Consider the following 26,371-nt stretch of genomic DNA (forward strand, 5'->3'; position numbering starts at 1 on the left):
GAGAAAATTGGTCAATAAGGATAAAGGCATTACTGGTAAGCAAAAAGCAGCACTCCTTCTCATCTCGCTCGGCCCGGAAGTGTCTGCTGCTGTTTATAAACATCTGACAGAAGAGGAGATTGAGAGGCTTACACTTGAAATTTCAAGCGTGAAAAAAGTCGATTCCTCATTAAAAGAGGAAATTATTGAGGAATTTCATAATATCGCCTTAGCCCAAGACTACATTTCTCAAGGCGGTATCGGATATGCGAAAACGGTCCTTGAAAAAGCGTTAGGAAAAGAGCATGCGCAAGCGATTATCAATAGGCTCACATCATCTTTGCAAGTGCGTCCGTTTGATTTTGCGAGGAGAGCTGATCCTGGGCAAATTTTAAACTTTATCCAAAACGAACACCCGCAAACGATTGCGCTCATCCTCTCCTATTTGGAAGCGGAACAGGCGGGGATGATCTTATCATCGTTGCCCCAAGAAGTACAGGCGGATATCGCGAAAAGGATTGCCACGATGGACTCTACTTCACCTGAAGTTATTAGTGAAATCGAGGCTGTTTTGGAGCGAAAACTATCATCAACCGTTACGCAAGATTTCAGCGAAACTGGCGGTGTAGACGCAGTTGTTCAAGTGTTGAATGGAGTAGACAGGTCAACAGAGAAGACCATTTTGGATGCATTGGAAATACAAGATCCGGAATTGGCGGAAGAAATCCGCAAGCGGATGTTTGTCTTCGAAGATATTGTCACATTGGACAATCGTTCTATTCAGCGCATTGTGCGTGAATGCGAAAATGAAGATCTTATTTTGTCTATGAAAGTATCAAGTGAAGAAGTGAAAGATATTTTATTCAAAAACATGTCGCAACGTATGGCCGAATCTTTCCAAGAAGAGATGGAAGTGATGGGTCCTGTACGATTGAGGGATGTTGAAGAAGCACAATCAAGAATTGTATCGATCATTAGAAGATTGGAAGATTCGGGTGAAATCATCATTGCACGTGGTGGAGGGGATGACATCATTGTCTAAGCTATTCCGCTCAGAACGTACGATTTCGACAGAAGGCAAAGTGAAAGAGATAACGATTCGCAGCTTGCAGAAACCAGTTTTGAATGACGAAAATGATGGCTGCTCAATGGAAGCAATAAATTTTGAAAAAGAGCGACTTTTAAATGAAGCGAAACGGTCGATCGAGATTGAAAAAGCAAATGTGGAAAAAATGCGGCAAACTGCGCTTGAAGATATTGAAGCTATGCAAGTAGCTTGGGAACAGGAAAAATTGGCTTTACAGCAACAAGCATATGAAGAAGCATTTCAAGCAGGATACGAGGAAGGCAGAAATAAGGCGATTTCCGAAATGCATGACTCGATTCAAACAGCAAACGCTGCAATTCAGAGTGCGCATGACAATGCAAAAGCTTATTTGGAAAGTCAAGAAAGGGTCATCTTGGAAATTGCAATGAAAGCTGCAAGCCGTATTTTAGGGAAGGTACTAACGGACGATGAAGAATCCTTTTTATCAATTGTCAGAAGGGGTCTAAAAGAAGCACGTGAAATGAAAGAAATTAAACTCTATGTTTCTTTAGATCATTATGACATCGTTTCATCCAATAGAGCAGAGCTATCTGCCATTTTCCCGCCGGACATTCCGTTTTTAATATTTGCAAATGATGATTTCCAAGCGGAAGACTGCATCATTGAAACGAATCACGGCAGAATTGTAGTCAGTGTCGATGAACAATTGAATGAGTTAAAGGAACAATTGGTTGAACTGATGGAAAGTGGTGACTAACTGATGAAGAAAGCGGAAGAATTATTGGATGTTATTCCGAAAATGAATACTTTCAAGAAATTCGGTCGCGTCGTCCGTGTTGTTGGCCTAATGATTGAATCGCAAGGACCGGCAAGCTCTGTTGGCGATGTTTGCCATATTCATATAAATAATGCTGGAAAAAAAGGGTCTGTCATTCTTGCTGAAGTTGTTGGATTCCGAGAAGAAATCGTCATACTAATGCCGTATACGTCCATTAATGATATTTCAAGCGGGTGCCTTGTCGAATGTACGGGAAAACCGCTTGAAGTAAAGGTAGGCATGAATTTAATAGGAAAAGTATTAGATTCTATGGGGAATCCGATTGATAACAGCCCTTTGCCTAAAGGCCTTTCCACAGTACGGACAGAGCAAGAACCGCCGAACGTGTTAACGCGTATTCCAATCCGTGAAAAGTTAGCTGTCGGTGTCAAAGCAATTGATGGCATGTTAACGGTTGGAAATGGACAAAGGGTCGGCATTTTCGCTGGCTCTGGTGTTGGGAAAAGTACTTTATTAGGTATGATCGCCCGCAACACAACCGCTGATTTGAATGTTATTGCGCTAATCGGAGAACGTGGGCGGGAAGTGTTAGAGTTCATTGAAAGAGACTTAGGTCCTGAAGGGCTCAGCAAGACGATTGTCGTAGCCGCAACTTCCGATCAACCTGCACTCATGCGCATTAAAGGTGCATTTACGGCAACCGCCATCGCAGAATATTTTAGGGATAAAGGCATGAACGTCATGCTCATGATGGATTCGGTAACGCGTGTCGCTATGGCCCAAAGGGAAATCGGTCTTGCAGTAGGGGAACCACCGGCAACAAGAGGTTATACACCATCTGTTTTCTCCATCTTACCTAAATTGCTTGAACGGACAGGTACGAATGAAGTAGGCGCCATTACAGCGTTTTATACAGTATTAGTCGATGGTGACGATATGAATGAGCCAATTGCTGATGCGGTCCGTGGTATTTTGGATGGACATATTGTACTTGACAGAACGTTGGCAAATAAAGGCCAATATCCGGCAATCAATGTGCTAAAAAGTGTCAGCAGGCTAATGAATCATATTGCCAGCCCAGAACATGTGAAAGCAGCCGAAAAGCTTAGAGAGCTCTATTATACTTACAATAAATCTGAAGACTTGATCAATATTGGCGCTTATAAAAAAGGCACCTCAAAAGAAATTGATGAAGCGATTGAATATGAACCACATATAACAAATTATTTGAAGCAGAGCTATAAAGAAAATGTATTGATGGATGATAGTATTTCTGAACTAATTTCACTCGCTCCAAAAGGAGGCACAGCATAATGAAACCGTACGAATATAGATTTGAAAAAGTGCTGACTTACCGCGAACAAGAAAAAACAGAAACGGAAACAGAATACAAAAAGGCGATTGATGAATTTGAAACAGTTGCTACTGAGCTTTATGAATTGCTGAAAAAGAAGGAAGACATTCTTATGGAGCAGCAAGAACGAATGAGCAAGGGCTTTTTAATCAGTGATATCCATCATTATGCACGCTTTATAGAGAGCTTAGAAAAAAGAATTGATTCACTTCAACAAGTTGTCATAAAAGCCCGTTCTAAAATGAATTGGTATGAAGAAAGGCTGTTAGAAAAGACAATAGAAGTTAAGAAGTTCGAAAAGATGAAGGAAAAGGATAAAGAACATTATCGGACTGAAATGGAACATGTAGAAGCGAACCTTCTTGATGAGCTTTCTACGCAAAAGTTCCATCGAAGAGAAAACGGGTGGTAATGTGGCGAAACAGTCTAAAAAACATGTGGAGAATCATAGCGGCAATAAAAGCAGGACGTTAGGCATATTTCAAGGTTTATTAATATGGGTACTCATTCCTTTGCTTTTTGTCACAATGGTACTGCTAATTATAGCGAATGTAGCAGATGTGAACATATTTGATAAAGCGAAACAGTTGACCGAGGAATTACCGCTTGTCGGCAAGAAAGCTGAAAAAGAGCAGGATTCTGTGCTGACGAGCGATGAAGAGTTCATTTCCTTGAATGCGGAAATCAAAGATAAAGAAGCTCAATTATTATCCGTTCAAGAAGAACTCTCCAAATCAGAAGAGGAAAAGACAAGCCTTCAAGCTGAAATTGATCGATTAAAAGATGAAATCGAACAGTTAAAGATACAGCAAATGGATTCTAAACGCGAGATGAAGGAAATTGTAACGACATTTGAAAACATGTCTCCCAAATCAGCCGCTCCAGTTATTATAAAACTAAGTGATGCGGAAGCAGTACAATTATTGGCTAATTTGAAACCAGAAACCTTGGCGTCGATTTTGGAAAAAATGCCTGCTGAAGATGCCGCAAAATATACAAGTTTACTAACAAAATAATAGAAAGTTCATAGTATAATCGTAATGAAAGGGGGTGAATACGTGAACATCGGTTCTTTACAAGCTTTGATTGGATCAACGAACAATCAAGAAACGGCTCCAATGAAAAATGATGATGGGGGAAGTAGTTCTTTCGGATCGGTTTTTGCTTCATTGAATAGAAGTCGGACTACTATTACAGAGAATGTAGAACAAGGCATACCAAGTTCACTGGCAATTGAATTATTAAATGCTGATACATTAAAGCATTTAGAAGACGCCATGAAAATGATTAATTCGAATGAAACGATAGAAATTTCGGATCAATTGGACGGACTGCTTTCATTAGGCCAAATCGGAGAACTGACAGATTTGTTGGCATTGGATTCTGAAAAAGTAGTGGAGCGCCTCCAAGAGTTGTTAGAGGGAGCAGGAATTCCAAAAGAGGAAGTAGATAATCTATCTCCACAATCTGATGTATGGCAATTAATCAATTTAATTGATAAGGCTGGGCCGGCAATATTCCAAAATTTATTAGGAATGAAAGAGACAATGTCAGCAGAAATCCCTGCGAATAAAACAATTGATTTGCAACTATCAGCCTTTCTAAAAACGATTGATATTGTTGCCCCAAAGACGGATATGACAATAACGATGGAGCAAAAACTATTTAGTTTCCAATCGCTGCTTAGCAATATAGGTGAACGATTGGAACAAAGTATACGTTCAGCGAATGCGAAAAGAGTAGAGCTGCCATTTATGCGAAATGAACAAAATGCTCGTAACATCATTGAAACTGTGACGAATCAGCTATCGAAAAAGAATAGTGATGGAAGTCAAACGGGAGCTTTTAAAAGCAATACCTCACCAGAAAATGTTCAACAAACAACTGTGCAGACTGTTGTCAATAAAGTAGAACCAGTGTTTAATCAACAGGAAATTCGACAAGCAAGCCGCAGTGAAAATTTAATGCAAGAATTACAAACGCTTTTCAAAAGATCGAATTTTGGACAGGTCGGTAGTTCAAATCGGATGCTTATTAAGTTATACCCAGAGCATTTAGGCCAAATCCGTATTGAGCTGCATGAAACGAATGGCATTATGACGGCAAGAATTCTTTCGACTACAGCATTAGCAAAAGAAATGTTGGAAAGCCAGCTTCATCACCTAAGACAAGCATTCCATCAGCAAAATTTGCAAGTTGAACGGATCGATATTACCCAATCCATTCAAGACCCATCCCGTAACGAGCGTGAACAAGCCTTCAATGAACAGTATAAGCGTGAGCAGCAGCAACAACAAAATGATAAAAATAAACCAACCGAAGAGGAAATGTCCTTTGATGAGTACTTGATAGAATTGGAGGTGTAATCAGTATGGATGCTCATAAACCGATTACAGAATCAATGTATTTAATTAATAAACAAAGAGATGAGCGAAAAACTGGGCCGGGCACTTTGGATAAGGATGCTTTTATGAAAATTCTCATAGCACAGCTGCAAAACCAAGACCCGACAAACCCAATGAAAGACAATGAATTCATCGCGCAAATGGCACAGTTTTCATCATTGGAGCAAACGATGAACTTGACAAAAGCATTTGAGAAATTTGCTGAAGCGCAAAACCAAACTCAACTCATCCAATACAATCAGTTTGTCGGTAAAACAGTGAAATGGCATGAAATTACGGACGAAAAAGACGAAGATGGAAAACAGGTTGTCAATGAAGGGACAAATGTTATTACTTCCGCTAAATTCGTTGATGGGTCTGTCGTATTTACGACAGATGAAGGAAAAGAATTGACGCCTGGCAATATTTCTGAAGTTCTTTCGGGAACAGACAGTGCAAACAGTCTTGTCGAAGCAAGCATGCTCATTGGAAAAACTGTAGGCTATATGGATGGCGAAGATGAAAAGACTGGAACTGTAGTATCCGTCTCCAATAAAGATGGGAAGTTGCACTACATATTGGACGATGGCAGCAGAATCGAAGGAAATCAATTTACATCAATTAGCCAATAGGTACAAGAAGGAGCGATTGGATGGATAAAATACAAACGCATCGCCTTCCTAGTCAACCGCTCATACGCCAAGGGACACAAGTCAATAAAGGCATTCAGCCCCAACAATCATTCGTCCAGCATTTACAGCAGGCAATCGAGCCTGAAACGCTTAAGATTAGCAAACATGCAAACGAACGACTGTTAGAACGCAATATCCACATAACAGACGCCGAATGGGCGCGTGTCAATGAAAAGGTGAACGAAGCGAAGAGGAAGGGTATAAAAGAATCGCTTGTTCTTATGGATCAAGCAGCGCTGATCGTCAGTGCTAAAAACGCAACAGTCATTACAGCGATGGATCGCAAAGAAGCGAAAGATCAACTATTTACGAACATCGACGGCACAATCGTACTCATGTAATCTTGGCAGGACCTCAGATAGAGGATGCCATCGCACTGCCGAATGACAGAGGCAGTCACACTAACGATCCGAGAGGGGAAAAATAAAATGTTACGATCTATGTACTCAGGAATCTCAGGCTTGAAAAACTTCCAAACGAAATTGGACGTTATCGGTAACAACATTGCGAACGTAAATACGTACGGATTTAAAAAAGGTAGGGTTATTTTTAAAGACTTGATTTCCCAAACAGTTGCTGGTGCTTCAGCAGAATCCGACACTCGCGGTGGTGTGAACCCTAAGCAAGTCGGATTAGGCTCTCAACTTGCAACAATTGATACGATCCATTCAGGTGGTTCGACTCAATTTACTGGGAACACATTAGATTTAGCAATTTCCGGTGATGGTTTTTTCCAAGTGATGGAAGGTAATGAAATTATGTATACGAGAGCCGGAAATTTCTATATGGATAAAAACGGTGAATTGGTTGATGGAGACGGAAGATATATCGTAGGTTTGCAAGGTAAACCTGACGGTACAAATAACGACGGAGAAATGTCTATACCAATTGATCCGGCAGACAGAACGGTTGGCAAAATTATTATTCCAATTACAGCATCCTCCATGTCGATCGGACAAGATGGAACGGTTTATTTTGTAGACACAACAGCTGAAGGTAAACAAAAAATAGCAGAAGCAGAAGAAGTATTTAGCGGACAAGAGCAAAGATTAAAACAAGGTATAAAAGATGCGGAAAAAGCGTTGAGAGAAGCTGAAGCTAACAACGATGATGCCGCAATAAAAACAGCTAAAGATAATTTAGAGCAAGCAAGAAAAGCTTATGATGATGAAAAAGCTAAAGTCGACGAAGTAAAGGCACAATATAAAGCGACATTGCAAGTTGCAGGGAAAATTCAGGTAGCAACTTTCTCCAATCCAGGAGGACTTGAAAAAACGGGTGGAAACTTGTTCAGAACTTCTGCTAACTCCGGAAATCCGAATATTGGGTTTGCGTTAGACCAAGGATTTGGTAGTATCGAATCCGGCTTCCTCGAAATGTCCAACGTTGACTTATCAGAGGAATTCACAGAAATGATCGTTGCACAACGTGGTTTCCAAGCGAACACTCGTATTATTACAACTTCTGACGAAATTCTACAAGAACTTGTTAATCTGAAGCGATAATATAGGTTCTTTGGTTTTGTATAATAGATTGATAATATTTCTGTAATAATTAGTTAGTTGATTGAAGTGGAAGGCGGCGACTCCTGCGGGATCAGCATGAGCTGATAGCCCCGCAGGAACGCAGTGACGAGGAGATTGAAGCCATGACCGCGGAAAGCGTCTGCCTGTAACGGAAATCAACGTTAGCAAGCGGGGTGTCAGTTCTGACACCTAAGAAAGGAGGGCCGGGCCGGCTCTTTGCCCGGCCCCTTACATATGATAAAACTTACTCGTCTAAATGGTGCGGCATTCACATTGAATGCCTTATACATAGAAAAAGTCGAATCGTTTCCCGATACGACGATTACCTTGACGACAGGTACAAAATATGTCGTCCTTGATACGGTTGAGGAAGTGAATAGCCGCATCATTGATTTTTATCAGTCGGTTCAGCTACTGTCGAATCCGCATATCCGGGGTGAAGAAGATGAAGAATAAAGCATTGACGATCACATTGATCATTTTAGTTTGCATTACGCTTGTTGGGATTGTAGGACTTATTTTAGCATTGCAATTAAAAGGGAATGTAGAGGAGAAAGAGCCGTCGATTGATGAAATCATAGAGGCGTCTGTCGATGTTCCTGAAATAACGACGAACTTATCAGGTCGCCAGTTTATCCGCATTTCACTGAAAATCCAAACGGAAAACAAGAAAGCAGCTGAGGAATTGGCGAAGCGCGAGTTCCAAGTGAAAAACATTGTTATTCAAGAGCTTTCTGAAATGACTTCCAAGGATTTTGAAGGAAAAGCCGGAAAGCAAGCATTTGAGGAATCGATTAAATCACAGTTGAATCCGCTCATGCAAGAAGGCGAAATAGAGAAAGTGTACATCGTTTCTTACATTATTCAATAAGTGTACGAGAGTACGATGCAGGGAGGTGGCCTAATGTCGGGAGATATTTTATCGCAAAATGAAATAGATGCCTTACTATCCGCATTGTCGACTGGCGAAATGTCGGCGGACGAAATGAAAAAAGAAGAAGAAACCCGGAAGGTCAAAGTGTACGATTTTAAACGTGCCCTCCGGTTTTCCAAAGACCAGATCCGCAGTTTGACAAGAATCCATGAAAATTATGCAAGATTACTTACAACGTACTTTTCAGCACAATTGCGGACATATATCCAAATCAATGTCGCTTCAGTTGACCAAATTCCATTTGAAGAATTTATTCGGTCGATACCGAATATGACGTTGATTAATATTTTTGAAGTCCCTCCCCTTGAAGGGAACATCATTATGGAAGTGAATCCAAATGTCGCGTATTCGATGTTGGACAGGCTGATGGGAGGGGTTGGCACAGGTCCTGGAAAAGTGGACAATATGACTGAAATTGAAACAAAGATTTTAACAAATCTATTTGAGAGGTCATTTGATAACTACCGGGAGGCTTGGGCTGGCTTTGTAGAAATCGATCCATTCCTCAGTGAAATGGAAGTAAATCCGCAATTTTTGCAAATGATTTCACCGAACGAAACGGTTGTCGTTATCTCGTTCAATATTATTATCGGAGAGTCCAGCGGCATGATTAATATTTGTATACCTCATGTTGTGTTGGAGCCAATTGTGCCGAATCTTTCAGTCCGATATTGGATGCAGTCAAATAAAAAAGATCCGACATCTGAACAAAGTATCAAACTTGAGAAGCGGTTAAAAAAAGCGGAATTGCCAGTAGTCGCTGAATTGGGACAAGGATCTTTATCGGTAGAAGATTTTCTATACTTGCAAGTCGGCGATGTCATTTCATTGGATCGCAAAATTGATGATCCATTAATTGTCAAAGTCGGAGATATACCGAAATTCGCCGTACAACCTGGCCATTTACGAAATCGCATGGCCGTCCAAATTATAGAACCATTGAACGGAGGAGATGAAGATGATGAGTGATAATGTTCTTTCTCAAGAAGAAATCGAAGCGTTACTGCGCGGTGAACCTGTCAAAAATGAAGAATCCGCAACATCATCCTCTAATATTGAAGACCAATTAAGCGAAATGGAGAAAGATGCCTTAGGTGAAGTCGGCAATATTTCATTTGGCAGTTCGGCAACAGCACTTTCTTCATTATTAGGTCAAAAAGTGGAAATTACGACTCCACAAATTACTGTGGTGGATCGCAGCATGTTGGAAACTGAATTTGTCCATCCGTATGTTGCAGTCGAAGTCGAGTATACAGAAGGGCTTAACGGCACGAATCTATTAGTTATTAAACAGAGCGATGCTGCAATTATCGCTGACCTGATGTTGGGCGGAGATGGGCAAAGCCCTGGAGAAGAGCTCAATGAAATTCATTTGAGCGCAGTCCAAGAAGCGATGAATCAAATGATGGGATCAGCGGCGACTTCTATGTCGGCTGTATTCGACAAGAAAGTCGATATTTCGCCACCCTCCATCGATTTAATGGATATGCAAACGGATGAAGGCGTGGAAAGAATTCCAGAAGATGATCTACTCATAAAAATTTCTTTTGAATTAAAAGTAGGTTCATTGATTGATTCGAACATTATGCAGTTGTTCCCGCTTCAATTTGGGAAAAGTTTAGTTGCGTCATTAATGGATAGTGGTTCAAATGAAGAAGCGGCAGTAACAATGGAAGCTCCTGCCCGCCCGTCTTCACAGCAAACTGAACAAAATAGTAGTCCTCAGCAACAGTCTGCTCCTTTATATGAGCAACCAGCTCACGCTGAGCAACAGCAGCAATCGCATTTATATGAACAGCAGCCTATGCAGCAGCAATTGCCACCAAGGCAGCAACAGCCACAAGTTCAAGTTCAACAAGCACAATTCGCCAACTTTGAAACACCTTCGCTCAATCAAGGTGAAGTGAATAACTTGAATATTCTTCTTGATATTCCTTTGCAGCTGACAGTTGAGTTAGGGCGTACGAAGAGATCGGTGAAAGAAATATTGGAGCTATCCAGTGGATCAATCATTGAACTGGATAAATTGGCTGGGGAGCCGGTCGATATTTTAGTCAACAACCGGCATATCGCACGAGGTGAAGTAGTCGTCATTGATGAAAACTTCGGAGTTCGTATTACAGATATTTTAAGCCAAACAGAAAGACTGAATAATTTAAGATAGGATTTGGGGAGGCAATAACGATGAGTAAACGAATTTTAATAGTAGATGATGCAGCTTTCATGCGCATGATGATTAAAGATATTTTAACGAAGAACAACTTTGAAGTTGTAGGAGAAGCAGCTGACGGAGCGCAAGCAGTCGAGAAGTATATGGAATTGAAACCGGATTTAGTGACGATGGATATTACGATGCCGGAAATGGACGGTATTGCTGCTCTGAAGGCAATTAAAGAAAAAGATCCATCTGCTACGATTATTATGTGTTCAGCGATGGGTCAACAAGCTATGGTGATCGATGCAATTCAAGCGGGTGCTAAAGACTTTATCGTTAAGCCTTTCCAAGCGGACCGCGTTGTAGAAGCTATCCAAAAAGCATTGGGTTAAGCTATGCGTTTACCTAAAGTATTTAAATGGGCATCGATGCTTTTGATGGTCGCAATCATGTTCGCTGGAACAAACCCGGCAGCCTTTGCGGAAACGGATCAAAATAAATCTGTTTTCGATTGTGTTGAAAACAGTAAGGATTGCGATGAACAGCTTGATCAGTTGAATAGCCCAGAAGAACCGGCTGCCGACAGCTCACAAGAAGAGAAGGCTGTCGGTTATTCATTGGGGGATTTTGTTCGGACATTTTTAGCGTTTCTGTTTGTAATCGGGCTATTATTCGTTTTATTGAAGTTTATTAACCGTAAAAATAGAATGTTTTCACAACATCGATTTATGAAAACTGTAGGTGGTCTTTCATTAGGCCAACAAAAATCCGTTCAGCTTGTCATGATTGGCGATAAGTATTATTTGATCGGCGTTGGAGAAGATGTCCGCCTGTTAAAGGAAATTACTGATGAAAAAGAGATTGAGAACTTAGAAGCGTATTTCCAAGATGATGAAATGAAAGCTCCGCCGACCGTATTGACTACATTATTTAAGAAAGTCACTGGACAAAAGGAAGAGCCGCAAGAGGATAAAGGTTCTGATCCTGATTTCAATCAACTATTCACTACAAGAATTGATGAAATGAGAGAAGAACGAAAACGTCAGTTAAAACGATTGGAAGAAAAGGAGCGCAGAAAAGATGAATGATTTCGTCCAGTTTTTCTCGGACAGTAACCCGGCGAATGTATCGACATCCATCAAAATGCTGCTTCTTTTAACTGTACTGTCACTGGCGCCGGCAATTCTCATATTAATGACTTCATTTGCGAGAATCGTCATTGTACTGTCTTTCGTCAGAACTGCATTGGCAACCCAGCAAATGCCGCCCAATCAGGTAATTGTCGGGCTTGCATTATTTCTAACCTTTTTCATAATGGCACCTACTTTTCAAGAAGTGAATGAAACAGCGCTCACTCCTCTGTTTGCAGAAGAGATATCTCTCGACGAAGCGTATGATCGGGCGAGTATGCCATTTAAGGAATTTATGAGTAAGCATACAAGGCAAAAGGATTTGGAATTATTTTTGAGATATAACGAAGCCGATCGACCAGAGACATTAGAAGAAATTCCTTTGACAATGTTAGTGCCAGCCTTTGCACTAAGCGAACTGAAAACAGCGTTTCAGATGGGGTTCATGATTTTTATACCATTCCTTGTTATTGATATGATTGTTGCTAGTGTACTAATGTCCATGGGTATGATGATGTTGCCGCCTGTCATGATTTCTTTGCCATTTAAAATATTGCTTTTTGTTTTAGTGGATGGCTGGTACCTCATCATTAAGTCGTTGTTGCAAAGTTTTTAGCGGACATCTTTCGTTTTATTTGAAGCTTTGAGGAGTGGTGTTGAATGTCGGGCGAATTGGTCATATCGATAGCGGAGCGAGCAATTTGGGTCATCTTACTAACTTGTGGTCCATTATTGATCGTTGCCTTGGTGACAGGTCTTGCTGTCAGTATTTTTCAAGCGACAACGCAAATACAGGAACAGACCTTAGCTTTCGTTCCGAAAATTGTCGCTGTCCTCGTTGCAATCGTCTTTTTTGGACCGTGGATGCTGGCAAGAATCACGACCTTTGCTGCAGATATTTTTGATAATCTGATTCGGTATATTGGGTGATTGAATGGAGGATCTTTTACCGTCAGTTGCCGTCTATTTATTAATTTTAACTAGAGTTACCGCATTCATCGTAACGGTTCCTCTCTTTTCCTATAGGGCAGTGCCGACTACGCACCGCATATTGTTTGCCGCATTGTTGTCATGGATGATGGTCTATACGATTGAAGCGCCGGCTATCGAAATCGACGGAGTCTATTTCATGTACGTAATGAAAGAGGCTGCGACCGGGTTGTTTATTGGTTTAATCGCTTATATTGTCATTTCCGCAATACAAATTGCAGGCGGTTTTATCGATTTCCAAATGGGTTTTGCAATTGCGAACGTCATCGATCCGCAAACGGGTGCACAGTCACCTTTATTAGGACAATTTTTCAATATGTTAGCTATGCTGCTCATGTTGACGTTAAATGCGCACCATATGTTGTTAGACGGGATTTTTTACAGCTATCGTTTCATTCCGATCGATATGCTGTGGCCTGCTTTCGGTGAAGAGCGTTTAATCGAGTTTGTCGTCAAAACATTTGTAGCCGTATTCGCAATTGCATTTCAAATGTCCGTTCCGATCGTTGCTACTTTATTTTTAGTAGATTTAGCGTTAGGCATCACCGCGAGGACAGTACCTCAGCTAAATATATTCGTTGTTGGCTTCCCAATAAAGATTGGAGTCAGTTTCTTAGTATTAGTAACGATGGCGACTGTTATGGTTACAATGATGCGAAAGTTATTTGAAGTGATGATTTCTGCGATGAGGGATTTGATGATCATCTTAGGAGGTGGCTAATCTATGCTAAAACTTGATTTACAGTTTTTCGCCGGTGAAAAGACGGAGAAAGCCACCCCTAAGAAACGTCAAGATTCTCGAAAAAAAGGGCAAGTGCTAAAAAGTCAAGATGTTACGAGCGCAATCGTTCTGTTATTCGTATTTCTCTTTTTATATTTTGCTGCTGGTTTTATGCGGGACCATGTTTTTACGTTTTTCACACATACCTTTACAAAGTTTGTACCTTTACAAAGTTTGGATATTGATCAGACAATGCTTATTTACATAGAGATGATCATGCAAATGGCTATCGTTTTATTGCCTATTATGGCTATTTCCATCATTGCAGGAATTGGAGGCAACTTCTTTCAGTTCGGTTTGCTGTTCACTACTGAGCCGTTAAAGTTCGATTTGAAAAAAATCGATCCCGTCAAAGGGCTGAAAAGGATTTTTTCCATAAGAGCATTAGTTGAGCTGTTGAAATCATTATTGAAAATATCGTTTATCGGATCAGTCACGACGATCTTTTTATTGATGAATATTGATAAGGTTTTAGGCTTAGCATTTAAAACCCCTCAAGATACTTTAGTGACTGTTGGTCAATTAGTCGCTTTAATGGGCATCATAGCTTCATTTGTATTGTTGTTTATCTCAATTTTAGATTATTTTTATCAGAAATATGATTACGAAAAAAACCTTCGAATGTCTAAACAAGATATCAAGGATGAATATAAAAATTCGGAAGGGGACCCACTCATCAAATCGCGCATTAAACAACGTCAAAGAGAAATGGCGATGCGGCGTATGATGCAGGAAGTACCTCAGGCGGATGTTGTCATTACGAACCCGACTCACTTCGCAATCGCATTGAAATACGATGACACAAAAATGGATGCGCCCGTTGTCATTGCGAAAGGTGCAGATTTCATCGCCCAAAAGATCAAAATGATTGCGAAAGAGCATGACATTGTCATGGTTGAAAACCGTCCTCTCGCAAGATCGCTTTATGATGAGGTGGAGATTGGAGACCGTATTCCGGAGCAGTTTTTCAAAACAGTTGCAGAGATTTTAGCGTATGTATATCGCATTCAACGAAAAATTTGAGTTAATTTCGAGAAAGTAGGGATGGCATGCAGTTCAAAGATATCGGAGTGTTGGCAGCGGTCATCATGATTGTCGCTATGCTCGTCATCCCATTGCCGCCGTGGCTCCTTAGCTTCTTAATTATTATTAATATTACGTTAGCATTATTGGTTCTTTTAACATCGATGAATATGCAAGAGGCGTTGCAATTTTCCATCTTTCCTTCCTTATTGCTATTGCTAACATTGTTCCGTCTCGGATTGAACGTTTCAACTACACGAGCTATTCTTTCACAAGGGGATGCGGGTGGTGTAGTAGATACATTCGGTACATTTGTAACAGGTGGTAATGTTGTTGTTGGTCTCGTCGTATTCGTCATTTTAATCATTATCCAGTTCATCGTCATTACAAAAGGTTCAGAACGTGTTTCTGAAGTGGCAGCACGTTTTACACTTGATGCGATGCCTGGTAAACAGATGAGTATTGATGCTGATTTGAATGCGGGTATGATTTCCGAAGCAGAAGCCCGCATGCGTCGTGAAAAAGTAAGCAATGAAGCTGATTTCTATGGAGCAATGGATGGTGCGACGAAGTTCGTCAAAGGGGATGCAATTGCGGGGATTATCATTGTTATTATTAACCTTCTTGTCGGTATGATTATCGGTGTTGTTCAAATGGGTCTACCATTCGCTGAAGCTGCGACTAGATTTTCGCAATTGACTGTCGGTGATGGGATTGTGTCTCAAATTCCTGCATTGCTCATTTCAACAGCAACGGGAATTGTCGTTACACGGGCTGCATCAGAGGGCAATCTCGGTTCGGATATTACAAAACAGCTATTAGGCCAACCGAAGTTATTGTATGTTGCTGCAGCAACCGTTTTCCTTTTAGGATTATTTACTCCGATCAATGATATTTTAACAATTCCAATCGCGCTAGCACTTGCCGCCGGTGCATATGTTATGTCCAAAAAACCGGTGGAAGACCCGGAAGAGTTGCTTGAAATGGAAGAAGAAGTTGAATCAGAAGGAATGAAGAGCCCAGAGAATGTCGTTAATCTATTGAATGTCGATCCGATAGAATTCGAATTCGGCTACGGTTTAATTCCGTTAGTAGATGCTCAACAAGGCGGCGATTTGCTTGATCGGGTTGTCATGATTCGCCGTCAGTTGGCACTGGAATTAGGGTTAGTCATACCGGTTGTTAGAATACGGGATAATATTCAATTGCAGCCGAATGAGTATCGCATCAAGATAAAGGGAAATGAATTATCGAGAGGCGAGTTGCTTTTAGATCACTACTTGGCAATGAGCCCTTCAGACGATGATACAATTGTTGGCATTGATACAGTTGAGCCATCCTTTGGCCTGCCTGCAAAATGGATAACGGAAGACGTGAAAGAGGATGCCGAAATCTTAGGCTACACTGTAGTGGATCCGCCGAGTGTCGTTTCCACTCATTTAACTGAAGTGATACGTGCCAACGCTGCGGAATTGCTCGGCAGACAAGAGACGAAACAACTAATCGACCATGTGCATGAAACGTATCCGATCTTGGTAGACGAGCTGACTCCTACGCCTCTTTCTATTGGCGAAATTCAAAAAGTATTGGCGAAATTGCTGAGTGAAAATGTTTCGATTCGAAATTTGCCTATTATTTTTGAAACGTTAGCCGATTACTCAAAATATACATCTGATGTAGATCTGTTAACTGAATATGTCCGCCAGTCATTAGCTCGGCAAATTACGAATCATTACGCGTCTAACGGTGAATCGCTAAAGGTGTTAACTGTTTCAGGTAAAATCGAAAAATTGATTGCGGACAATATCCAACAGACTGAACAAGGAAATTTTTTATCGATCGATCCTGCCAATTCGCAAGAAATTCTTGAATCGATTGCAAGGGAAGTTGAAAGGGTAGCATTAATGGAACAATCACCTGTCATTCTATGTTCTCCTGCTATCCGAATGTATTTAAGGCAAATTACGGAAAGGTATTTCCCTCAAATTCCTATTCTTTCTTACAATGAACTTGAGGCTTCTATCGAAGTACAAAGTGTCGGGGTGGTGGATATTTAATGAAAATGAAAAAATACTCTGCAGCTACGATGGTGGAAGCAATGAAAAAGGTGAGGGCGGATTTCGGGGATGACGCGGTCATCCTCAACTCATCTGTCGTGAAGACGAAAGGCTTTTTAGGTTTTTTCAAAAAGCAATCAGTTGAAGTGTTAGCTGGATACGATGAACCAGTTGAGAAGCCTGCTCCATTCAAAAAAGAAGATCATTATGCGCCGATTCAACAAGTCGTTGAACACAATGTAAAGCCTTCTGTTGATTTGAAAAATGAAATGGAAGAAATGAAAAAAATGCTTCAAGAAATGAAACAATCCGTTTCTTTTAGTCAATATCCAGATAGTATGAATCCACTTCTTACTCTATTGGAACGTCAAGAGCTATCCCAATCACTGATGCTATCTATCGGTGATGGGATTTTTACGAAAATGAAGGAAGAAAAAAGGGATTTTACAGTGAAGGAACAAGCAGAAATTGCTAAAGAACTATTGTTGAAGGAATTTACAAATATTCCTTTTGGCGGCATTTCATTCACTAAAAAATATATAAATGTATTAGGGCCAACAGGAGTAGGTAAAACGACAACGATTGCTAAAATTGCTGCAAGATCGGTTTTGGAGCATAAAAAGAAAATCGGTTTTATAACGACTGATACGTATCGAATTGCTGCAATTGAGCAATTGAAGACGTATGCAAACTTATTGCAAGCTCCTGTCGAAGTGGCATATAGTCATGAGGATTTTCTTGCGGCGATTGAAAATTTAGGCGATCGGGATATGATTTTCATCGACACAGCAGGCAGGAATTATAAAGAAGAAAAGTTTGTAAACGACTTAAAACAACTCATTAATTTTGATTTGGAAATGGAGTCGTTCCTTGTACTTTCTGTTACGTCGAAGGAAGAAGATATGAAAATGATCATAGAACAATTTCAGTCGTTCCCGATTGAAAAATTCATATTTACAAAAATTGATGAAACGGGATCCGTTGGACCGATGTTCAACCTAATGCAACAGTATAAAATGGGAACAGCCTATTACACGGATGGTCAAGAGGTTCCCGAGGATATTGCGGAAGCGGAGCTTGAAAAAATGATAGACCTTCTATTGGCAGGTGTTGCTCATGCGTGATCAGGCAGAAGCACTCCGATTGAAAGTGTTAAAGGCGCAAGGCAGTTTGGCAAGATCAATTGCTATTGTCAGTGGCAAAGGTGGGGTCGGGAAATCGAATTTCACGACAAATTTTGCCCATTCGCTTCGTTTGAAGGGAAAAAAAGTGATTGTCATCGATATGGATATTGGAATGGGCAATATCCATATTCTTTTAGGGGTCGCTCCTCGTTATAGCATGAAAGATTATTTAATGGGACAGCAACCGTTGGAATCAGTGATCAATAAAGAAGACGAAGGGCTGACCTTCATTGCAGGAGGATCTGGACTTGATACGGTATTAGATTGGTCTGAAGCGATGTTCGAACGGTTGATCACAGCATTTGAGCAATTGCAAACGGAATATGATTTCATTCTTTTTGATATGGGCGCCGGAGCTACCCAACGCTCAATTGAATTGATCATTGCGGTGGATGAAGTGATTGTCATTTCGACAACAGAGCCGACTTCCATTACCGATGCATATTCGATGATGAAATTTATTTACCTAAAAGACCCAGACAAAAAATTCCATCTTGTCAGCAATCGGGTATTTAGGTCAGACGATGGAAGTGACGCAGTTAATCGACTGCAATTTGCAATGCGGAAATTTTTAGATAAAGAAACGAACGTTTTAGGATTTCTGCCAGAAGATGATGCCGTACATCAGGCAGTTTTATCCCAAAAGCCATTTTTGCTCCAATATCCTAACGCTCCGATTTCAAAAAAAATGGTCGTAATAGCGGATAAATTTGTCCAATCAGACCCAAATGGTGTGGATGATCGACCTATAGGATTCTTAAGTAAATTGAAAAGCATTTTCTCGAAAGGACGTGGGTGAATTGAACGAAAACAGTGAAAAGAAAGTTTTAGTAGTCGATGATTCGGCATTTATGCGTAAACTGATTTCGGATATGTTGTCAAAACATCCGAATCTAACTGTAATCGGAACTGCCCGCAATGGGAAAGATGCGCTTTCAAAAGTGCAAACGATGAAGCCTGACGTTATTACAATGGATATAGAGATGCCATTAATGAACGGTCTTGAGGCTTTAAAGGAAATTATGGATCATTATCCGACACCAATTGTCATGCTATCAAGCACGACTGAAATTGGAGCAGCAAACACGATTACTGCTATCGAATATGGCGCAGTCGATTTTGTTGCTAAACCTGGTGGTCCCATTTCATTAAATTTAGGGGAAGTTGAAAAAGAGATCGTAGAAAAAGTTTATGCTGCTTCTAAAGTCCGGGTAGATCGATTGATAAGAAGAGACATTGTAAGGAAACCTATCCTTCAATCAACTACAACAGCACCTGAACAATCTTCTATTCAGCCGTTGAATAAAGACTTGCCATCTCCTCGAGCTGTTCACAAAAAGATTTCCAAATCACAGCGTTCTTTTGTTATAATAGGTACATCGACAGGGGGGCCTCGAGCACTACAAGAAGTGCTTACGAGCTTACCTGCTAATATTCCCGCACCGATCTTAATTGTTCAGCATATGCCGCCTAACTTTACGAAGTCTTTAGCGGAACGGCTCAATGGCATGAGTGCTCTGCGCATTAAAGAAGCTGAAGATGGAGAAGAGCTTTTGAATGGCGTCGCTTATATAGCACCAGGTGGCATACATTTAAAATTTGAAAAAAGTGGGATTGGTTATAAGGTTCGTTTAGATCCATCTGAACCGCCGAGGATGGGACATAGGCCTTCTGTCGATGTGCTTTTGGAATCAGCCGCATTAAAACAAGACTTACAGTATGTTACAGCTATAATGACAGGCATGGGTCATGACGGGAGAGATGGGATGCGTAAATTACAAGCTTCCTGTACAACAGTAACGATTGCCGAGTCAGAACAGACTTCAGTCGTTTACGGTATGCCGAAAGCGATCAAGGATGCAGGCCTTGCTGATGAAGTCGTCGATTTACAAAATATAGCACCAACTATTATGGAAATCTTATTAGGGTAAAGGGGGCACCGCAGGATGGAAACGAATCAGTATTTGGAAATGTTTTTGGATGAAAGTAAAGAACATCTCCAATCTTGCAATGAGCATTTATTGGAATTGGAAAATAACCCCGATGATTTAGCGATCGTCAATGAAATCTTCAGATCCGCACATACGTTAAAAGGTATGTCTGCAACGATGGGCTATGAAGATATCGCCGATTTGACACATAAAATGGAAAACGTTTTAGACGCGATTCGAAATGCGAAAATACGGGTCACGACAGAAATTTTGGATGTTGTATTCAAAGCTGTCGATTACTTGGAAGAAATGGTGATGGACATTGAAGCAGGCGGAACTGGAAAAAAAGATGTACAAGCTTTAGTTCAAACGTTAAATGAAATAGAAGCTGGTAACACTTCAATCAGTTTACCGCAACAAGAAACAGCTGCCACAATTGCAGCAGAAGGGGAGCAAAATACAGAAGAATCCTCTGCTTCTTCTCTTGACTATGACGATTATGAAATGACGGTAATTAGTCAATCACAAGAGTCGGGCTTCAATGCTTATGAAATTAATGTTGAATTACGAGAAGACTGTCTTTTAAAAGCTGCACGTGTATTTATGGTGTTCGAAATCTTGGAAAAGTCCGGAGAAATCATTAAAACGGCACCGAAAGTCGAACAGCTTGAAAACGAAGAGTTTGACGAAAAATTCACTGTCGTATTATTGACGAAAGAGGAAGCGGACACTTTACAAGCAAAAGTGATGAAAGTTTCTGAAGTTGCAAAGGTGGATGTGAAGGCAATTACAGGAGCAACGTTGCTAAAAAACAAACGTGCGAAAGAGGATGAACTTTCGAAAGTTCCTGCAAGTCATAAACCTCTTGAGGAGGACAAAGGAAAAAAAGATAGCGTTCCTCAAAAAGGCAAGCGTACGTCAGTTGCTTCAAGCGGCAATAAAACGATTCGCGTTAATATCGATCGCCTTGATGTTCTTATGAATCTATTCGAAGAGCTAGTAATTGATAGAGGTAGATTGCAATCGATAGCAAGTGAGTTACATAACCCAGATTTAAATGAAACAGTAGAAAGAATGACACGCGTATCCGGAGATTTGCAAAATATCATTTTAAACATGCGCATGATTCCTGTAGAGACGGTGTTCAATAGATTTCCGAAAATGGTTCGCCAACTTGCGAGGGATCTAAATAAGAAAATTAATCTTGAAATAATCGGTGCTGAAACAGAGTTGGATCGTACAGTTATTGATGAGATCGGCGATCCACTCGTTCATTTGATCCGAAATGCACTTGATCATGGTATTGAAAGCCCAGAGGAAAGGTTGGCAAAAGGGAAGCCGGAAGAGGGTACCGTTTCACTTCGCGCTTACCATTCGGGTAACCACGTTTTCATTGAATTGGAAGATGATGGGGCAGGAGTCAACCGTGAACGGGTATTGAAAAAGGCGATTGAAAGAGGAATTGTGACGGAAGAAATTGCCGATACATTAACTGATAAGCAAGTCGCTGAACTCATTTTAGCATCCGGATTCTCTACTGCCGAAAAAATTACAGACGTTTCAGGGCGCGGTGTTGGACTGGATGTCGTAAAAAGCACGATCGAATCGCTCGGTGGATATATTACGATTGACTCAAAAGAAGGGCAAGGTTCTCTATTCCAAGTTCAGCTGCCATTAACGCTTTCTATTATTTCTGTTATGCTTGTCAATTTGGAAAAAGATATTTACGCAATTCCTTTATCGTCCATTATTGAAACAGCAATTATTCAAAAGACGGATATTTTAAATGCGCATAACCAAAAAGTGATCGATTTCAGGGGTAGCATTGTGCCGCTCGTATATTTGAAAGATATTTTCGAAATGGAAGAGCAGGGAGAAGACGAAAACGATGAATTCCAATCTGTCGTCATCGTCCGTAAAGGAGATAAGTTGGCGGGACTCGTTGTCGATTCATTTATCGGACAGCAGGAAATTGTCTTAAAATCATTAGGAAATTACTTGCAAAGTGTATTCGCGATTTCCGGCGCCACAATTCTTGGGAACGGCCAAGTTGCACTCATCGTAGATTGCAATTCACTAATCAAATAGGTAGGAGGAGAAAACATGGCTGAGTTGAAAGAATTAGTTGGACGTGAAGAAATGAAAGTAATCATATTCCAGCTGATGGAAAAAGAATATGCGATTGAAGTCGATGTGGTTGAATCGATTGAGAAGCTGATTTCAGTTACAAGAGTTCCGAAAACACCATCCTATGTGAAAGGCGTCATCAATTTACGGGGGGTCGTCACACCGATTGTCGACCTTCGCGATCGCTTCGGCATGGAACCAAAACAAATGGATGATAGCAGCCGAATTATTATAGTGTCACTCTTAGAGTTCGAAGTAGGCTTAATCGTTGATGCAGCCAATGATGTCATTGACATACCCGTATCCGCGATCGAACCTCAACCTGAAGTCGTTGATTCGATTGAGTCTGAATTCATTGCTGGCGTTGCGAAAGTTGATAAACGATTATTAGTTATGCTCAATTTAGATAAAGTATTGCAGCCAGTAAAACGAGTGATTGCAGATGAGTTCTGATAACCAGATTACGGACATGCATTTAGATGTGCTAAAAGAGATAGGGAATATTGGGGCTGCCCATGCGGCTACCTCCCTATCTCAATTATTGGATCGAAAAATCGAAATGTTAGTACCGAATGTCCGCCTTGTTTCATTCGATGAAATGTTTGAATTGGCAGGGGGGCCTGAAAAAATTGTCGCTGGAATTTTTCTCCGCATTGAAGGTGATTTATCAGGCAGCATGTTTTTTGTCTTGCCAATCGAGTCTGCAAATGAATTCATTCAACGCATGATTGGGGATCCTTCGTTCGATTTCGGTGCAAACCCGATCCCTGAAATGGGTGTTTCGGCTATGCAAGAATTAGGCAATATTTTATCGGGTTCTTATTTGTCGTCTCTTTCAGATTTTACAAAACTGAATATCTACCCGACTGTCCCATCTTTGAGTGTTGATATGGTAGGCGCGATCGTCAGTTTTGGACTGATTGAAGTGTCCCATTACAGTGATGAAGTGATCGTAATTGATACGCGCATTAATGAGGACAATGAAGATGGTTCTTCAAGTGTTGACGGCCACTTCTTCCTACTGCCTGACCCGCCTTCCTATATAACTATTTTCCGATCATTAGGTGTTATGTAGTATGACAGCGCTTAAAACGGTTGTTAGGGTAGGCATCGCAGACATGAACGTAGTTAAATCTCCTGACTGCATTCGAACATCTGGGCTTGGTTCGTGCGTAGGGGTAGTGCTATATGATGAAGTTAGAAAAATTGCCGGGTTATTGCATGTAATGTTGCCTGATTCCAAATTAGGAAAATCGGATCAATTGAACGTAGCCAAGTTTGCTGACACCGGAATTTATGCGCTTATGGAGGCATTGAAGGCAGAAGGCGCCAGGCCAATGTCTTTAAAAGCGAAAATTGCTGGCGGCGCTCAAATGTTCCAGTTTGGTTCAAATGATACAATTCGAATTGGACCTAGAAATGTGGAAGCAGTGAAAAACGAATTGAAAAGGCTGTCGATTCCGATTGTTGCGGAAGATACCGGCGGATCGAGTGGAAGAACAATTGAATTTGATCCGGAAACAAGCAAATTGAATATCCGAACTGTCAATGCCGGAACGAAAGATATATAAAAAAGTAAATCTCTGCACTTAAAATCCGGATTTATTGCCAATAACCTATGAATTCCATACTTGTAGGCTTGCGGCTATGAATACGATAAAATAAGGAAGCGGCTGACCGATTCAGTCGCTTTTTTTCATAATTTTTTGCTATAATAGTAATCAATGAAAAGTAAAAGATTGAACTATATTCATATGGAAAGTGAGGGATTCGATGTCCAAACAGGATTTGACGGAAGAAGAAGCATGTTGGGAACTTTGGCTGAAGGATAGAGATTCCGATGCCGGCGATATGCTCGTCCGAAAATATACTCCTCTCGTCAATTACCATGTACAACGAATCAGCTCAGGCTTACCCCGCAATGTGTCAAGAGATGACATTATGAGTTTAGGGCTGCAAGGCTTATTTGATGCGTTGACAAAATTCGATCCGAAAAGGGATTTGAAGTTTGATACATATGCCTCTTTCCGTATTAGAGGTTCAATTATTGATGGTTTAAGAAGGGAAGATTGGCTCCCGCGCTCTTCACGCGAGAGAACAAAAAAGCTTGAAGAGGAAATTAATAAATTAGAACAAACTTTGCTGCGCCATGCAACCCCTGAGGAAATTGCAGAACACGTTGGAATGACGGTAGATGACGTTTATCAAACCGTCCATGAGCAATATTTCTCCAATGTTTTGTCGATGGATGAGCGCATGCATGATGATGAAGAGGATGGACATAAATCTTTTCTCATTAAAGATGAAAACGAGCGGACGCCTGAACAGCAAATGATGATGGGTGAGTTAGTCGGAGAATTATCCGAAAAAATTAAAACCCTGAACGAAAACGAGCAACTTGTACTGAATCTTTTTTATACGGATGAAATGACATTAACAGAAATCGGTGAAATATTGGAGTTGTCAACTTCACGGATTTCACAAATTCATTCGAAAGCGCTTTTTAAACTTCGTAAACTGCTATTGCCTGAAATCGTCGATGGAGGGATTCTATGAGCTTAAAAAGTATAGAACTGCAAATTGCAATACCAAAAACGTTCGAAGCTGGCAAGGTAGCTGAGCAAAAACAGCAACAATCACAGTTGAATCAAGATTTAGCGAATGCATTGACAGAAAAGCGTGCGGAAAAAATGAAGGAAAGTGTCATGGAAACGGAAGAGTACGCGAAAACAAATCCGGATCGTAAAAATGATCAGCAACAAAATGAGCAAAAGCAAAATGAAAAGCGAAAACAAGAAGAGGAAATGAAGACGATCCACCCTTACAAAGGTTCGTTCGTCGATTTTACGGGGTAATGACATGCAAACCATTTTTTTAGTGTTTCTATTTTTATTGAATATGATCGCTTTTTACATTATCGCATTGCTTTATGTGAAAGTGTCGAAGTTCAACAATTTGGAGATGAAGCAGCAGAAGCTTATGGAAGAGATGGATAATGCCATCGGAGCTTATTTGACGGAAATGAAAGATGAAAATGAGCGCCTTATAAAAATTATTGAAGAACGCCAACAAAAAGACGATGTTTATCATGCAGGCAGTCAAGGGGATACTATGAAAGAAAGCAATACTGATAAAATAGTGGCACAAGCGGAAAGTGATTTTGTGTTGAAGTCTCCGAAAATCCCTGTGAAAATGGCTTTGAAATCCTATCAAAGTATGCCTATTTCCGCAAAAAAGACGGAAACTGATAAGGCTGTGGAGGATCCGGTTCAGGAAACTGCAGCCGAACCGATCGAGATGGACGACCGATCTCTAGCGTTTTCAATGCAACAACAAGGAATGTCTGTTGAAGAGATTGCAAAGCAATTAGGGAAAGGCAAGACATACGTTGAGCTGTTGTTAAAGTTTCGGTAAAGTCAGTTGCATTCAATAATTACTTATGTTATATTATCAAATGGTGTTAATACACACGTATGCGGACGATGGAGAAGGTGCCGTCAGGTCGCTTTATCGGATGAAGCATGCGGAGGAATCTAACCAAATAGGAGGAAGAAAAATGTCAGTAATCTCAATGAAACAGCTGCTTGAAGCAGGTGTACATTTCGGTCACCAAACACGTCGTTGGAACCCGAAAATGAAAAAATATATTTTCGTGGAGCGTAACGGCATCTATATCATCGATCTTCAAAAGACGGTGAAAAAACTTGAAGAAGCATACGACTTCATGCGCCAAGTTGGTGCGGAAGGCGGAAAAGTACTATTTGTTGGTACTAAAAAGCAAGCGCAAGAAGCGATCAAAGAAGAAGCTGAACGCGCTGGTATGTACTACATCAACCAACGTTGGCTTGGTGGTACACTTACAAACTTCGGTACAATTCAAAAACGTGTTGCACGTATGAAACAAATCGAAACGATGGAAGAGGACGGTACATTTGACGTACTTCCTAAAAAAGAAGTTTCTGAACTAAGAAAAGAACACGAACGCCTCGTTAAATTCCTTGGCGGTATCCGTGATATGAAATCATTGCCGGATGTCATTTTCGTTGTTGACCCACGCAAAGAGCGTATCGCAGTTGCAGAAGCAATCAAATTGAACATTCCACTCGTTGGAATTGTTGACACAAACTGTGATCCTGACGAAATCGACTATGTAATCCCTGCTAACGACGATGCAATCCGTGCAGTCCGTCTATTGACTAGCAAAATGGCTGATGCTTTAATCGAATCTAGACAAGGCGCTGACGAAGAGGTTTCTGAAGAAGAAGCTGAAACGGTAACTGCAGAGTAAGAGCAAATGA

31 protein-coding genes are annotated in these 26,371 nt (G+C 40.7%); all 31 read left to right on the plus strand.

Annotated features, from left to right (window positions below):
- Positions 1 to 7: 7 nt before the first annotated feature.
- Positions 8 to 1,021 carry a flagellar motor switch protein FliG gene (gene fliG, locus WFH04_RS02445; RefSeq protein WP_336822466.1) on the plus strand — a complete coding sequence of 338 codons (1,014 nt, stop codon included), beginning with the start codon at positions 8 to 10 and terminating at the stop codon, positions 1,019 to 1,021.
- Entirely contained in the window at positions 1,014 to 1,784 is a 771-nt protein-coding gene (gene fliH, locus WFH04_RS02450) for a flagellar assembly protein FliH (RefSeq protein ID WP_336822467.1), read from the plus strand. Before fliG ends, fliH begins: the two co-directional genes overlap by 8 nt.
- Positions 1,785 to 1,787: 3 nt before the next feature.
- Complete coding sequence (gene fliI, locus WFH04_RS02455; protein WP_336822468.1) at positions 1,788 to 3,119, plus strand: flagellar protein export ATPase FliI; 1,332 nt, start codon at positions 1,788 to 1,790, stop codon at positions 3,117 to 3,119.
- Complete coding sequence (gene fliJ / locus WFH04_RS02460) at positions 3,119 to 3,571, plus strand: flagellar export protein FliJ (RefSeq protein ID WP_336822469.1); 453 nt, start codon at positions 3,119 to 3,121, stop codon at positions 3,569 to 3,571. The genes fliI and fliJ overlap by 1 nt, the downstream gene beginning before the upstream one ends.
- A gap of 1 nt (position 3,572) precedes the next feature.
- Positions 3,573 to 4,175, plus strand: a complete 603-nt coding sequence (locus tag WFH04_RS02465) for a MotE family protein (RefSeq protein WP_336822470.1) — start codon at positions 3,573 to 3,575, stop codon at positions 4,173 to 4,175.
- Between the two features lie 42 nt (positions 4,176 to 4,217).
- The gene (locus WFH04_RS02470; RefSeq protein ID WP_336822471.1) at positions 4,218 to 5,525 is read left to right on the plus strand and encodes a flagellar hook-length control protein FliK; all 1,308 of its coding nucleotides are present in this window, start codon (positions 4,218 to 4,220) and stop codon (positions 5,523 to 5,525) included.
- A 5-nt stretch (positions 5,526 to 5,530) separates the two neighbouring features.
- On the plus strand, positions 5,531 to 6,175 hold the full coding sequence (gene flgD / locus WFH04_RS02475) for a flagellar hook assembly protein FlgD (RefSeq protein ID WP_336822472.1): 645 nt from the start codon (positions 5,531 to 5,533) through the stop codon (positions 6,173 to 6,175).
- A 20-nt stretch (positions 6,176 to 6,195) separates the two neighbouring features.
- Complete coding sequence (locus tag WFH04_RS02480; protein WP_336822473.1) at positions 6,196 to 6,576, plus strand: TIGR02530 family flagellar biosynthesis protein; 381 nt, start codon at positions 6,196 to 6,198, stop codon at positions 6,574 to 6,576.
- 87 nt (positions 6,577 to 6,663) lie between these two features.
- Positions 6,664 to 7,740, plus strand: a complete 1,077-nt coding sequence (locus WFH04_RS02485) for a flagellar hook-basal body complex protein (RefSeq protein WP_336822474.1) — start codon at positions 6,664 to 6,666, stop codon at positions 7,738 to 7,740.
- A gap of 255 nt (positions 7,741 to 7,995) precedes the next feature.
- Positions 7,996 to 8,217: a flagellar FlbD family protein gene (locus WFH04_RS02490; RefSeq protein WP_336822475.1), complete on the plus strand. Its 222-nt coding sequence runs from the start codon at positions 7,996 to 7,998 to the stop codon at positions 8,215 to 8,217.
- The gene (fliL, locus tag WFH04_RS02495; RefSeq protein WP_336822476.1) at positions 8,207 to 8,632 is read left to right on the plus strand and encodes a flagellar basal body-associated protein FliL; all 426 of its coding nucleotides are present in this window, start codon (positions 8,207 to 8,209) and stop codon (positions 8,630 to 8,632) included. Before WFH04_RS02490 ends, fliL begins: the two co-directional genes overlap by 11 nt.
- Before the next feature lie 33 nt (positions 8,633 to 8,665).
- Positions 8,666 to 9,664, plus strand: coding sequence for a flagellar motor switch protein FliM (fliM, locus tag WFH04_RS02500; protein WP_336822477.1), 999 nt, complete (start codon positions 8,666 to 8,668; stop codon positions 9,662 to 9,664).
- Positions 9,657 to 10,859 carry a flagellar motor switch phosphatase FliY gene (gene fliY / locus WFH04_RS02505; protein ID WP_336822478.1) on the plus strand — a complete coding sequence of 401 codons (1,203 nt, stop codon included), beginning with the start codon at positions 9,657 to 9,659 and terminating at the stop codon, positions 10,857 to 10,859. The genes fliM and fliY overlap by 8 nt, the downstream gene beginning before the upstream one ends.
- Before the next feature lie 20 nt (positions 10,860 to 10,879).
- Complete coding sequence (locus WFH04_RS02510) at positions 10,880 to 11,242, plus strand: response regulator (protein ID WP_336822479.1); 363 nt, start codon at positions 10,880 to 10,882, stop codon at positions 11,240 to 11,242.
- Positions 11,243 to 11,245: 3 nt separating this feature from the next.
- A complete protein-coding gene (gene fliO, locus WFH04_RS02515; protein WP_336822480.1) occupies positions 11,246 to 11,938 on the plus strand; it encodes a flagellar biosynthetic protein FliO in 693 nt (230 codons plus the stop codon).
- Positions 11,931 to 12,596: a flagellar type III secretion system pore protein FliP gene (fliP, locus tag WFH04_RS02520; RefSeq protein ID WP_336822481.1), complete on the plus strand. Its 666-nt coding sequence runs from the start codon at positions 11,931 to 11,933 to the stop codon at positions 12,594 to 12,596. The genes fliO and fliP overlap by 8 nt, the downstream gene beginning before the upstream one ends.
- A 44-nt stretch (positions 12,597 to 12,640) precedes the next feature.
- Positions 12,641 to 12,910 carry a flagellar biosynthesis protein FliQ gene (gene fliQ / locus WFH04_RS02525; protein ID WP_336822482.1) on the plus strand — a complete coding sequence of 90 codons (270 nt, stop codon included), beginning with the start codon at positions 12,641 to 12,643 and terminating at the stop codon, positions 12,908 to 12,910.
- Between the two features lie 4 nt (positions 12,911 to 12,914).
- Entirely contained in the window at positions 12,915 to 13,691 is a 777-nt protein-coding gene (gene fliR, locus WFH04_RS02530; RefSeq protein ID WP_336822483.1) for a flagellar biosynthetic protein FliR, read from the plus strand.
- A 3-nt stretch (positions 13,692 to 13,694) separates the two neighbouring features.
- On the plus strand, positions 13,695 to 14,774 hold the full coding sequence (gene flhB / locus WFH04_RS02535; protein WP_336822484.1) for a flagellar biosynthesis protein FlhB: 1,080 nt from the start codon (positions 13,695 to 13,697) through the stop codon (positions 14,772 to 14,774).
- A 26-nt stretch (positions 14,775 to 14,800) separates the two neighbouring features.
- The gene (flhA, locus tag WFH04_RS02540) at positions 14,801 to 16,831 is read left to right on the plus strand and encodes a flagellar biosynthesis protein FlhA (protein WP_336822485.1); all 2,031 of its coding nucleotides are present in this window, start codon (positions 14,801 to 14,803) and stop codon (positions 16,829 to 16,831) included.
- Positions 16,831 to 17,955, plus strand: coding sequence for a flagellar biosynthesis GTPase FlhF (gene flhF / locus WFH04_RS02545; protein ID WP_336822486.1), 1,125 nt, complete (start codon positions 16,831 to 16,833; stop codon positions 17,953 to 17,955). Before flhA ends, flhF begins: the two co-directional genes overlap by 1 nt.
- The gene (locus tag WFH04_RS02550; RefSeq protein ID WP_336822487.1) at positions 17,948 to 18,814 is read left to right on the plus strand and encodes a MinD/ParA family protein; all 867 of its coding nucleotides are present in this window, start codon (positions 17,948 to 17,950) and stop codon (positions 18,812 to 18,814) included. Before flhF ends, WFH04_RS02550 begins: the two co-directional genes overlap by 8 nt.
- Before the next feature lie 52 nt (positions 18,815 to 18,866).
- Positions 18,867 to 19,946 (plus strand): protein-glutamate methylesterase/protein-glutamine glutaminase, encoded by a 1,080-nt coding sequence (locus WFH04_RS02555; RefSeq protein WP_381479822.1) that lies wholly within the window; start codon positions 18,867 to 18,869, stop codon positions 19,944 to 19,946.
- 15 nt (positions 19,947 to 19,961) lie between these two features.
- Positions 19,962 to 22,034, plus strand: coding sequence for a chemotaxis protein CheW (locus tag WFH04_RS02560; protein WP_336822489.1), 2,073 nt, complete (start codon positions 19,962 to 19,964; stop codon positions 22,032 to 22,034).
- 15 nt (positions 22,035 to 22,049) lie between these two features.
- Positions 22,050 to 22,526 (plus strand): chemotaxis protein CheW, encoded by a 477-nt coding sequence (locus WFH04_RS02565; protein WP_336822490.1) that lies wholly within the window; start codon positions 22,050 to 22,052, stop codon positions 22,524 to 22,526.
- Entirely contained in the window at positions 22,516 to 23,148 is a 633-nt protein-coding gene (locus tag WFH04_RS02570; protein WP_336822491.1) for a chemotaxis protein CheC, read from the plus strand. The genes WFH04_RS02565 and WFH04_RS02570 overlap by 11 nt, the downstream gene beginning before the upstream one ends.
- A 1-nt stretch (position 23,149) precedes the next feature.
- Entirely contained in the window at positions 23,150 to 23,644 is a 495-nt protein-coding gene (locus tag WFH04_RS02575; RefSeq protein WP_336822492.1) for a chemotaxis protein CheD, read from the plus strand.
- Positions 23,645 to 23,846: 202 nt separating this feature from the next.
- A complete protein-coding gene (locus tag WFH04_RS02580) occupies positions 23,847 to 24,629 on the plus strand; it encodes a FliA/WhiG family RNA polymerase sigma factor (protein ID WP_336822493.1) in 783 nt (260 codons plus the stop codon).
- Positions 24,626 to 24,928 (plus strand): RNA polymerase subunit sigma, encoded by a 303-nt coding sequence (locus WFH04_RS02585; protein WP_336822494.1) that lies wholly within the window; start codon positions 24,626 to 24,628, stop codon positions 24,926 to 24,928. The genes WFH04_RS02580 and WFH04_RS02585 overlap by 4 nt, the downstream gene beginning before the upstream one ends.
- A 4-nt stretch (positions 24,929 to 24,932) precedes the next feature.
- On the plus strand, positions 24,933 to 25,487 hold the full coding sequence (locus WFH04_RS02590; protein WP_336822495.1) for a hypothetical protein: 555 nt from the start codon (positions 24,933 to 24,935) through the stop codon (positions 25,485 to 25,487).
- A 142-nt stretch (positions 25,488 to 25,629) separates the two neighbouring features.
- Positions 25,630 to 26,361, plus strand: coding sequence for a 30S ribosomal protein S2 (gene rpsB, locus WFH04_RS02595; protein WP_336822496.1), 732 nt, complete (start codon positions 25,630 to 25,632; stop codon positions 26,359 to 26,361).
- Positions 26,362 to 26,371 lie beyond the last annotated feature (10 nt).

The sequence above is a fragment of the Sporosarcina sp. USHLN248 genome (assembly GCF_037144575.1).
Classification (GTDB): domain Bacteria; phylum Bacillota; class Bacilli; order Bacillales_A; family Planococcaceae; genus Sporosarcina; species Sporosarcina contaminans.

Coding starts and splice junctions, on each gene's coding strand:
- fliI (WP_336822468.1), top strand. CDS start 1,788: ATGAAGAAAGCGGAAGAATTATTGGATGTTATTCCGAAAATGAATACT.
- fliJ (WP_336822469.1), top strand. CDS start 3,119: ATGAAACCGTACGAATATAGATTTGAAAAAGTGCTGACTTACCGCGAA.
- flgD (WP_336822472.1), top strand. CDS start 5,531: ATGGATGCTCATAAACCGATTACAGAATCAATGTATTTAATTAATAAA.
- WFH04_RS02480 (WP_336822473.1), top strand. CDS start 6,196: ATGGATAAAATACAAACGCATCGCCTTCCTAGTCAACCGCTCATACGC.
- WFH04_RS02485 (WP_336822474.1), top strand. CDS start 6,664: ATGTTACGATCTATGTACTCAGGAATCTCAGGCTTGAAAAACTTCCAA.
- WFH04_RS02490 (WP_336822475.1), top strand. CDS start 7,996: ATGATAAAACTTACTCGTCTAAATGGTGCGGCATTCACATTGAATGCC.
- fliL (WP_336822476.1), top strand. CDS start 8,207: ATGAAGAATAAAGCATTGACGATCACATTGATCATTTTAGTTTGCATT.
- fliM (WP_336822477.1), top strand. CDS start 8,666: ATGTCGGGAGATATTTTATCGCAAAATGAAATAGATGCCTTACTATCC.
- fliY (WP_336822478.1), top strand. CDS start 9,657: ATGAGTGATAATGTTCTTTCTCAAGAAGAAATCGAAGCGTTACTGCGC.
- WFH04_RS02510 (WP_336822479.1), top strand. CDS start 10,880: ATGAGTAAACGAATTTTAATAGTAGATGATGCAGCTTTCATGCGCATG.
- fliO (WP_336822480.1), top strand. CDS start 11,246: ATGCGTTTACCTAAAGTATTTAAATGGGCATCGATGCTTTTGATGGTC.
- fliP (WP_336822481.1), top strand. CDS start 11,931: ATGAATGATTTCGTCCAGTTTTTCTCGGACAGTAACCCGGCGAATGTA.
- fliQ (WP_336822482.1), top strand. CDS start 12,641: ATGTCGGGCGAATTGGTCATATCGATAGCGGAGCGAGCAATTTGGGTC.
- fliR (WP_336822483.1), top strand. CDS start 12,915: ATGGAGGATCTTTTACCGTCAGTTGCCGTCTATTTATTAATTTTAACT.
- flhB (WP_336822484.1), top strand. CDS start 13,695: ATGCTAAAACTTGATTTACAGTTTTTCGCCGGTGAAAAGACGGAGAAA.
- flhA (WP_336822485.1), top strand. CDS start 14,801: ATGCAGTTCAAAGATATCGGAGTGTTGGCAGCGGTCATCATGATTGTC.
- flhF (WP_336822486.1), top strand. CDS start 16,831: ATGAAAATGAAAAAATACTCTGCAGCTACGATGGTGGAAGCAATGAAA.
- WFH04_RS02550 (WP_336822487.1), top strand. CDS start 17,948: ATGCGTGATCAGGCAGAAGCACTCCGATTGAAAGTGTTAAAGGCGCAA.
- WFH04_RS02555 (WP_381479822.1), top strand. CDS start 18,867: ATGCGTAAACTGATTTCGGATATGTTGTCAAAACATCCGAATCTAACT.
- WFH04_RS02560 (WP_336822489.1), top strand. CDS start 19,962: ATGGAAACGAATCAGTATTTGGAAATGTTTTTGGATGAAAGTAAAGAA.
- WFH04_RS02565 (WP_336822490.1), top strand. CDS start 22,050: ATGGCTGAGTTGAAAGAATTAGTTGGACGTGAAGAAATGAAAGTAATC.
- WFH04_RS02570 (WP_336822491.1), top strand. CDS start 22,516: ATGAGTTCTGATAACCAGATTACGGACATGCATTTAGATGTGCTAAAA.
- WFH04_RS02575 (WP_336822492.1), top strand. CDS start 23,150: ATGACAGCGCTTAAAACGGTTGTTAGGGTAGGCATCGCAGACATGAAC.
- WFH04_RS02580 (WP_336822493.1), top strand. CDS start 23,847: ATGTCCAAACAGGATTTGACGGAAGAAGAAGCATGTTGGGAACTTTGG.
- WFH04_RS02585 (WP_336822494.1), top strand. CDS start 24,626: ATGAGCTTAAAAAGTATAGAACTGCAAATTGCAATACCAAAAACGTTC.
- WFH04_RS02590 (WP_336822495.1), top strand. CDS start 24,933: ATGCAAACCATTTTTTTAGTGTTTCTATTTTTATTGAATATGATCGCT.
- rpsB (WP_336822496.1), top strand. CDS start 25,630: ATGTCAGTAATCTCAATGAAACAGCTGCTTGAAGCAGGTGTACATTTC.